1 protein-coding gene and 1 pseudogene are annotated in these 1,809 nt (G+C 76.3%); one reads left to right on the top strand and one right to left on the bottom strand.

Annotation, left to right across the window (positions count from 1 at the left end; genetic code table 11):
- A pseudogene (locus tag JGS39_RS39225) lies at positions 1 to 677 on the bottom strand (DNA-binding protein); the annotation flags it as partial.
- Positions 678 to 753: 76 nt separating this feature from the next.
- Between JGS39_RS39225 and JGS39_RS39220 the strand changes: the two are divergent.
- The coding region (locus tag JGS39_RS39220; protein ID WP_219574539.1) for a hypothetical protein at positions 754 to 1,809 on the top strand (1,056 nt) is incomplete at its 3' end.

Raw genomic sequence — 1,809 nt, 5'->3', positions numbered from 1 at the left:
GGCCCGCCGTACGGCGGGCCCCAGACCAGCCGGTCCAGCACCGACAGGGCCTCCACCGGTGCGGTGTCGAGGAGTTCGCCCATCCGGGTGCGGTCGGTGAACAGCGCGGAGAGGGCGCCGACCGCGGAGACCGGGTCATGGGTGGCGGGCAGCCCGGCCTCGGTGAGGATCTCCTGGAGCCGGCCGGGCGACATGCCGGCGGTGGCCTCGGCGACGGTCGGCCCGAGACCGGTGGGGGAAGGGTGCTGCGGAGAGGGCGACAGCAGTTCGCGGGCGGTGCGCACCAGGCGCAGCCGGTCGTTCTCGCCCCAGACGAGGGCCTGTTCGCGCAGCGTGCCGAGGGCGCCGGGCAGCGCGGCCACGATCGCGGCGCCCGCGTCGCCGCGGTGCTCCCCGTCGTCCCGTCCGTCGCCCGTGAGCAGGCCCAGCAGGATGTCGTACGGCGCCGGGTCGGGTGCGACGGCCAGGGCCTCGGCGGTCTGCAGGGCGAAGCGGTCGAGGTGCTCCAGGGCGCGGACGACGGAGGCACGGGTGCCGGCGCGTGTCGCGAGCTGGGTGATGTCGCCGGGCACGGGGGTGAGGAGATCCGGCCGGGCACGCAGCAGCCCGGCCAGTGACTCGTCGTCCCGGGCGCGCAGAGCCTCGGCGAGCGTCCGCGGTGGTGTGGTCATCCCCATCCGTCCCACGGTAGTCGCTCCGGACAGGCCCGAGGACGCTACCGTCGGTGCAGGGCGGTAAGAGGGGAACGATCGCGTGGGGATCGAGAGCGACCAGCTGGTCTACGACTACCTGAGCCGGGTCGGCGACCTGGCACAGCAGCAACAGCTGTCCTCGGGCACCCGGATGAGACTCGTGTCGGAGTTGCGGGGCGAGATCGACCGGCAGCGGGTGGCGCAGGCCGCGGACACCCCGGGGGCGGTGCGCCGCATCATCGGGAAGCTCGGCACCCCCGACGAACTGGTCGCGGCGGCGGCCTCGTCGGGCGACGGCACCCCGTTGCCGCCGCGGGAGCCGGACACGGCCGGCGCGCAGCCGGCGGGGATCCCGCGCCCGCGCCTGGCGAGGCTCCGGAAAGACAGTTCGCGCAAGGGCGCGTCGGAAGCGCGGGAAGGTGCTTCGAGGCCGTCGCCCCGCCCGGCGCCGTCCCCGCCGCACCGGGCGGGGTCGGACGAACTCGGCCCGTCGGGTGACGACACGGACTGGTGGGGCGTGGCCCCGGGCCGGTTCGGAGACACCGGTGAGTTCGGCGCGGGAACCGATGTGCCGGGCTTCCGGGGCGGGGTGGAGATCCCGGCGGTGCTGAGGCCGCCGGTGGCGGCGGACGACGACGAGGACGACGAGGAGTTCGAGGAGGACTTCGAGGAGGACGAGGAGCCCGACGAGGCGGAGGCCGGGACGCCGCGCCGCAGGCGGTTGCCGCGACTGCGCCGCGCCCGTGACCGCGAGGCTGCCGCGGGCCGCGGCTTCGCGCACCCGTTGCTCCTGCTGGCCGCCGCGCTGCTGGTGGCCGGCGCGGTGATGGACCCCCCGCCGGCCCTGCTGGCCATGGCGGTCGGCTGGCTGCTCGCGTACGGCTCCCGCACCTTGTCGCGGACGGAGGCGAAGTGGGTCGTGATGGGGCTGCCCGGGGTCGTCGCCGCGGGCGCCCTCGTCTGGCTGTGGGGCCGGATGGACGGCCGGTGGGGCGCGCCCATCGCTGAGGGGCAGATGAGCCCCGCGATCGGCGACGCGTGGCCGTGGGTGCTGCGGGGTGCGGCCGTGGCCTCCGCGCTCTACCTGGTCTGGCGGGCCCGGGGCCCTCGGCCGGGC

The sequence above is a fragment of the Streptomyces poriferorum genome (assembly GCF_019399235.1).
In the GTDB taxonomy this organism is placed as follows: Bacteria; Actinomycetota; Actinomycetes; order Streptomycetales; family Streptomycetaceae; genus Streptomyces; species Streptomyces poriferorum.
This window is presented reverse-complemented; position numbering and strand designations above follow the sequence as displayed.